At 66.7% G+C, this 6,906-nt stretch carries 7 protein-coding genes; 2 read left to right on the plus strand and 5 right to left on the minus strand.

Annotated features, from left to right (window positions below; genetic code table 11):
* Nucleotides 1-155: 155 nt before the first annotated feature.
* The 5 genes from K8V11_RS09255 to K8V11_RS09275 form a co-directional block, all read right to left on the minus strand.
* Entirely contained in the window at nucleotides 156-1,436 is a 1,281-nt protein-coding gene (locus tag K8V11_RS09255) for a lipase family protein (RefSeq protein ID WP_303913097.1), read from the minus strand.
* Between the two features lie 33 nt (nucleotides 1,437-1,469).
* Nucleotides 1,470-2,744, minus strand: coding sequence for a cytochrome P450 (locus K8V11_RS09260; RefSeq protein WP_303913100.1), 1,275 nt, complete (start codon nucleotides 2,742-2,744; stop codon nucleotides 1,470-1,472).
* Nucleotides 2,745-2,818: 74 nt separating this feature from the next.
* Nucleotides 2,819-3,076, minus strand: a complete 258-nt coding sequence (locus K8V11_RS09265) for a HigA family addiction module antitoxin (protein WP_303913103.1) — start codon at nucleotides 3,074-3,076, stop codon at nucleotides 2,819-2,821.
* A gap of 128 nt (nucleotides 3,077-3,204) precedes the next feature.
* Nucleotides 3,205-3,588 (minus strand): hypothetical protein, encoded by a 384-nt coding sequence (locus tag K8V11_RS09270; protein WP_303913106.1) that lies wholly within the window; start codon nucleotides 3,586-3,588, stop codon nucleotides 3,205-3,207.
* A 2-nt stretch (nucleotides 3,589-3,590) separates the two neighbouring features.
* Nucleotides 3,591-4,943: a PspC domain-containing protein gene (locus K8V11_RS09275; RefSeq protein ID WP_303913109.1), complete on the minus strand. Its 1,353-nt coding sequence runs from the start codon at nucleotides 4,941-4,943 to the stop codon at nucleotides 3,591-3,593.
* A 160-nt stretch (nucleotides 4,944-5,103) separates the two neighbouring features.
* Between K8V11_RS09275 and K8V11_RS09280 the strand changes: the two genes are divergently transcribed.
* Together K8V11_RS09280 and K8V11_RS09285 are read left to right on the plus strand one after the other, a co-directional pair.
* Nucleotides 5,104-6,441 (plus strand): PspC domain-containing protein, encoded by a 1,338-nt coding sequence (locus K8V11_RS09280; RefSeq protein ID WP_303913111.1) that lies wholly within the window; start codon nucleotides 5,104-5,106, stop codon nucleotides 6,439-6,441.
* Between the two features lie 64 nt (nucleotides 6,442-6,505).
* Nucleotides 6,506-6,906 (plus strand): response regulator transcription factor (locus K8V11_RS09285; RefSeq protein ID WP_303913114.1); only part of this gene is annotated, 401 nt, incomplete at its 3' end.

The raw sequence follows: 6,906 nt of genomic DNA on the forward strand, positions 1-6,906 counted from the left end.
TGATTACAGTCCGTACGATGCGCGGAGGTGAGAAGAAGTTCCGGATACCTCGGCGAGGTCTCGGCGAGGGCGAATTGGAACCTGCTGATCGTCACCATGAGCGGCGAATTCGACACCGGGTCGTCGATCCCCTGGCTGTCGATGCCGAACACCGATCAACCGCGCAGCGCCGCGTGGATCCAGTCCTTCGCCTCGGGATATCCGGTGAACATGCCGAGTAGATGCTCGCCGGGAACCTCGTGCATTGTCACCGGAACGCCCAGATCGCGCTGCTGATCAGCGAGCTCGCGGACAGGTCCGAGCGGCACCCAGAACTCATCGCGGCCGTGGTAGATGTACAGCGGCGAGGGGATCGCGCGGTCGCTCATCCGCGCTAGGTCGTAGATCTTCTCGGCGGTCGGGGACTCGAGGGCGCCCGGGGTGGCGATCTGGTCGATGTCCACGAGCGTTGCGCCCGCGAGGGAGACCTCGTCCATGCAGGAGTCCTTCACCGCGGAGGCGATCTGCACGCCCTCGTCGGTGAGCAGGTCGAGCATCTCCGGGTGCGCCCGGGCGACTCCCAGGGTGGCGGCGCCGAGCAGGCCGACGGCGAGGTTCTCATTCATGCTCGTCATCAGCGTTTCGAAGTCCGCGGGCACTCCGCCGACGGCGACGCCCTCCAGGCGCTCCGCGACTTCCGGTGCATACTCGGTGGCGAGCTTGCCGGCGCCGAGCGAGGCGATGGCGCCGCCGGAATAACCGGTGTACCCCAGTCGTTCCGCACGGCCAATCGGCCCGGTCCTGGAGGCGTCGAGAATCGTGTACCCGGCCGTCTGCGGGTCCGCGTAGGCCATCGACGGCCCCTGGTGGTCGGGCACGAGGACCGCGGTCCCCGAGCGCAGCGCGTCGGCGATCATCGGCGGGAAGGACTCCATCAGCCGACGTATCGGGGATACGCCGGCGGCGAGGTCCCCGTTGGCGTACGAGAAGCCCGGGGTACAACGCCGGCCGAGCGAATCGATCGCCGAGTTATACACAAGTAGAGGGTTGCCTTCGAGTTCGTCACCGGGTGCCGCCCCTGCGCCCGGGGGCTCGAGGAGTGTCGCCGTCCCGAAGGTGGGTGTGCCGTCCGCCGCCGTCGTGCGGAACTGGAACTGCGTCGCGCGGGAAATCGGCGCGCCCGCGATGGGTGCCGCCATAGCGGTGACGTCCCGGCGATCCAACTCCTCGCCCGGTGCCGCAGCGGCGAGGGCGGCGGAGTCCACGGCCGGCGCGTCGAAGAAGGCGTCCCCGCTCGGCGAGGGGAGTACCGCCTCGAGACGCTGGTCCATCGGCGGCGCCGGAGGAAGGGGCAGCGCGGACTGAGCCGCGGCGAGCGGAGCCGTAGCGAGCGGGGCTGCGCTGAACGCCAGCGCGGACGCCACGACGACCGAGAATAGGGACCGAACCTTCGACATGGGAACCCTCCAACACGCTGCCGGCGACATCGACTAGCCGGCGGCGGTCGACGAGGCCGTCGCGGCGAGGTCGTACACGGGGAGGTTGCGAAAACCCCGGGTAAAAGGAGACCCTATGCGCTTCGCGCCTCCGCCGTCAGCGGAAATCGCAGGAAAGGCGGCATACAGCTCTTCCAGGGCCACCCGCGCCTGCAGCTTGGCGAAATGCGAACCGATGCAGAAATGCGGGCCCTGCGAGAACGCGAGGTGGCTGATGAACTCGCGGTGGATGTTCAGCTCCGCGGCGTCGGGGCCGAATTCTCGTTGGTCCCGGTTGCCGGAGCCGTAGTACATCATCACCTTCGACCCCTCCGGAATCGTGACGCCGGAGATGCTCAGTTCGCGGGTCGTCGTTCGCGCGAGCGCCTGAACCGAGGATTCGCGCCGCAGACATTCCATCAGGGCGCCGGGGATGAGCGTGGGGTCCGCCGCCACCTCGGCGCGCTGCGCGGGGTGCTCGGTGAGTTGGGCGATCGTGTGCGAGATGAGGTTGCCCGTGGTGTCGTTTCCGCCGGCGACGATGACGAAGCAGAAGCCCAGAACGTCCCAGTCGCTGAGGCGTTCGCCGTCGTACTCCGCGCGGAGGAGTCCGGTGATGAGATCGTCCGGGACCTCGTGGCCGGCGTCGATATCGGCTCGGCGAGCGTCGACGAGCTCGCCGAAGTACTCGAACATCTCCGCCACCGCGGATACCGCCGACGTGCCGAGTCCGCCGAACGCGAAGCCGTTGTCCTGGATCGTGGTGAGCGCTGATACCCACGGATCGAGAAGGGGGCGATCGGCGGCGGGGATGCCGAGTAGGAACCCGAGGACGAAAGTGGGGATCGTGGCCGAGTACCGCGTGTGGATGTCCACGGTCTCGCCCGAACGTGCGCGCTCGGCGAGCTCGGCGAGCCGCTCCCGAGCGAAGGAGCGAATCGTGTCCTCGGTTCGGGCAACCCGGCGCGGAGAGAATCCAGAGGCCACGAGTTTGCGTTTGAGCGAATGCTCCGGTGGATCCATCATCACGAGTGTCGGCGCGAGGCCGAGTGCTGCGATCTCGTCGGCGTAGAACGTGAGCCCGTGCGCGGAGGAAAATACCTCCGGATCTCGGACTGCGGCAACGATGTCCGCATAGCGGCTCAGCGCCCAGAATTCGGGCCGGTCATGCTCCGGATCCGAGGGGTGGAAATGCACGGGATCGGATTCTCGCAGCGCCGAATACGCGGGATAGGGATCTTGCAGGAAGGCCGGATCGAATGGCTCGAAGGTCGGGGTTGTCTTCACCATCAACACATTTAACAACATGTGTTAATTGCTGTGCAAGGGGCGTTCCGCCCCTCGGGGAGTCCCGACGAGTCGAACTAGCTCGCCCGCCCGACCATCTGCTGCCAGCTCTGGTAGCGGCTTTGGAGCTTGAGCCACAGGTGCGGGCTCGACCCCATGACCTCGCCGATCCGGACGGAGTCGTCCTCGGACAACGTGCAGCGATCGTCGAGAAGCTCGGCGGCGTGGGAGGGGGAGACGCCGAGCTTCGAGGCGAATTCGTCAACCGTCCAGCCACGGGCGTCGAGCTCCGCCTGTAGAAGTCCGCCTGGGGAGACGGCGCTGGTGATGGTCATGATTCGCCTTTCGCGTCGATGTACGTTCGAGTCGTGAATTTCTGTGTCTTCAAATGGGAGGGCGTCAGCAGATATTTTGTTCCCTCACAGGGTCATTGCGTGTAGTTGCCGAAACGTTACATTCCGAGTCAGCGTCTCATCGTGAACAACACGATGATCGAGCCGATGACGATGAATGGGGCCGCGACGAGCAGCAATCCTGCTGCGGATTGGCCGATCACCACGGTGACGACTGCGAGCATGAAGATGAATAGGCCGAGGAGGAAATACATGACCGATCCGCCTCGGCGCTGCGGTTTTGGAGCCATGGATGGCGGCGCCACCGGCGCGAATGTAGCGGCTGCCATCTGCCCTGAGGCGATCGGCCCGCCGAAGTCGGGGCCGCCCGCATAGGAGGGGACACCAGGGGGAACGATCGGGTCCTGGCGGACCTCGTAGATCTGGTGCGCCGGTGTGCCGAAGTCCGGTTCACCGTAGGACGGTTGCTGGTTGGTGCGGTATTCGTCGTTCATTGTTACTGGACCTCCACGGCGGCGGCGAGCATATTGGCGGTGACGGTGATGGTCGGGGCCTCCCCTTCGGCGGGCGGTTTTGTGGCCGGATAGGTGCGTGTTTCGCACTCGGACATCGCCGCGGCCTCGCAGTCGATGTGCAGATCATGGCCCGCGGGCCGCTCGAACACGATGGTCGATCCGATCGCATTGACTTCCGTATTAATGCTTCTGTCACCGATATCGGACAGGTCGAGGATGACGCTCGAGCCCAACGCGTTGATCCCCTCGTCCAACAGTGCGTCGGTCGCCGTGACGTTTTCCGTCGTGCCGATGAAGGAATCCTCGGCCTCCGGATTGAAGTTCGTCGGACCGATGTACTGCCCGTTGAACGAGGTCGCGGCCATGGCCGCGCCGAGCAACATCGCGATCGGTAGCAACCCGAGTCCGCGCTTTCTGAATGCCCCGATCATCATGCCCAGTGCCACGATGGCGAGCGCGATGGCGAGCGATTGCGTCACCGAGGGGACACCGAAGAACCGTCCGAGAACGAATGCGCCGAGCCCTGCGAAACCGGCGAAGGTGATGAAGAGCCAGGTCAATCCCGGTCCGCGGCAACCATCCTTGCCTTCGTCGCTGTCGCCATCGCCGGCTCCCGCGGTCGGAGGATCGGGGAGGTCCCAGGCGAAGCGGGCCGCTCCAAGCGGATCCCATGACGGCGGAGTGCCTTCGCCGTCATAGACGGAGAAGCTCTCGTCCTCCTGCGCCGCGGCGCCGGTTCGGCCGTAATCGGCGGGACGACCGGGGCGCCCCTGGCGCTCCCACTGCGTCATCTGCGGCTTTGTCATCATGTACGCCGGCGATGCCGGGTGCAGGCCCTCTCGCGGGTCCCTCGTGTAGGCCCACCGCATGTACTCGGGCGGCTGCGGGCGGTGCCGGTAGAGGCCGTAGAGCCCGGCGAACATCACGAAGATGATGACCCACGCGAGCACGTCCACATCGGAACCGCCGATCGCCCACGGGCCGACCAGAATCGCGGCGATCGTGAGCGCGATGGGGAGGAAGAGGGTTTTTCCCTCGTCCTTGCGATGGAACATCGTCTCGTGGACCCGCAGCGCATCGTCCTGATACTTGAACAACAGGGCGCACAGCAGGTAGACAGCGAGGCCCGCGCCACCCATGAGGGCGGCGACGACGAAGACGACCCGGATGAGCACGGGGTCGACGTCGAAGCGGTGGCCGACGGCCGTGGCGACCCCGGCGAGCTTCTTGTCCCCGGCGGGGCGAACCGGGCGCGAGGCCCACAGGTCCTTGAGCTGGGCGCCGAAGTCCCGTGCCATGCCGGGAGTCGGTTCCTGGGTGCGTGTGTCGTTCATGTCTTCCATCGTGGTCGCCCCGCCGCCCGGCCGCTATTGGGGAAGACCCTGAACTTTCGCCCCGGGGCCCGGAGGGGGTATCCACTCATTGGTCCGGGGGCCGGCGAATACCAGGGTTGTCCCCGATTCTTCATCGGGAGAAGTTTGCTTGGATGGAGACATGTCATCTGTGTCCCGCACGCCCGAATCTCGCGAACGGGTCGCCGCCCAGCCGCAGCAGCCGGCGCCGGTGCCCGGTAATGCGGTGGCGCGGCGCGGGTATCCGGGTCCGCACAAGCTCTACCGCAACCCGCGTCGCGGCATCCTCGGCGGCGTCACCGCCGGGATCGCCGAATATCTCCGTCTGTCCCCGACGCAGGTGCGCGTGGCGTTCGTCGTTCTGGCGATGCTCGGTTTCTTCGGTGGGCTTTTGTATGCGGGCCTGTGGATGTTCCTGCCCTCGCGCCCGGTTCCTCCGCAGCTGTCGAAGGACGAGCTCGACTCCGAGCGCCGCACCGGTCACTGGTTGATCTTCGCCGGAATCGTCGCCTCGCTGTTCGCCGGGTCGATGCTCGTGTCCGCGCTGTTCATGGTCGCGATCCCGCTGGTCGTCGTCGCCGCCGGCGCTGCCGTGGTGTGGCAGGCCCTCGACTCTGCGGGGGACGCGGCCGACGAATCCGAGTCCGGCTCCACCTCCGTCTTGTCCGGGTTGTTGTCGGACCGATTCGCGCTGTTCCGTCTCGGCGGTGGCGGCGCACTGGTGTTCCTCGGCCTCGCGGTGATTCTGCTGCGCGAGGTATCGATCGCCGAAATGGGCTCGGCGGTTCTTGCGGTCGTGGTCACGCTCGGCGGGATCGCGCTGCTCACCGTGCCGCTGTGGATGCGGATGATCCGTACGGTCGAGACCGAGCGCGCCGAGAAGGCCCGCGAACGCGAGCGCGCGAATATCGCTTCTCACCTGCACGATTCCGTTCTGCAGACGCTCGCTCTGATCCAGAAGCGCGCCGACGATCCCGCCCAGGTGACACGGCTTGCCCGGCGTCAGGAGCGGGAGTTGAGGCAGTGGCTGTTCGAGGCCGGCGAGAAGAGCCGGAACGACCCGTTGTCGGTGGCTGCCGGCGTCGAGCGCATCTGCGAGGAGATCGAGGACAACTACGAGATCGCGGTGTCGCAGGTGGTCGTCGGGGGCGACGCCCCACTCGCGGAAAAGGAGAACGCTGCGCTCGCCGCGGCCCGGGAAGCGCTGGTCAACGTGGCCAAACATGCCCAGGTCGACCGCGCCGACGTGTTCTGCGAAGTCGATTCCGATGACGGCGGAGTGCTGGAGATCTTCGTGCGGGACCGCGGCATCGGCTTCGATCCGGACACGGTTCCCGGCGATCGCAAGGGCCTGGCCATGTCCATCCGCCAACGCGTCGAAAGCCGAGGGGGCTCGGTGCGGGTACGCAGTACTATGGCAACCGGTACCGAGATCGCCATCCGCATGCCGTGCACGAAGTCGGAGGAGAAGGTCGGCTAGAACAGCCCGCCTGCGCGCTCCCTCCCGGCCGGCGCGGCGCGCCCACCCCTTCGAGGAGTAACCGTTGTCTGCGCCAGACGCTGCCGGTGAGTGCACTGTTTTCCTAGTCGACGACCACGCGGTATTCCGTGCGGGAGTCACCGCCGAGCTCGCCGATGAGGCAGGCCTACACGTCGCCGGTGGTGCGGGAACGGTGGCCGAGGCGGTCGAGTCGATCATCGAGACGCGGCCCGACGTCGTCCTCCTCGACGTGCATATGCCCGATGGCGGCGGCCCCGCGGTGCTCCGCCAGGTCGTCGAACAGCTCGGGGACGGCTCGCCGAAGTTCCTCGCTCTGTCGGTGTCCGACGCCGCCGAGGACGTGATCTCGGTGATCCGCGGGGGAGCCCGCGGCTACGTGACCAAGACCATTTCCGGCCCCGAACTCGCCGAGGCCATCGGCCGCGTCGCCGAGGGGGACGCCGT

This window comes from Dietzia timorensis (genome assembly GCF_020742175.1).
Lineage (GTDB): Bacteria > Actinomycetota > Actinomycetes > Mycobacteriales > Mycobacteriaceae > Dietzia > Dietzia timorensis_A.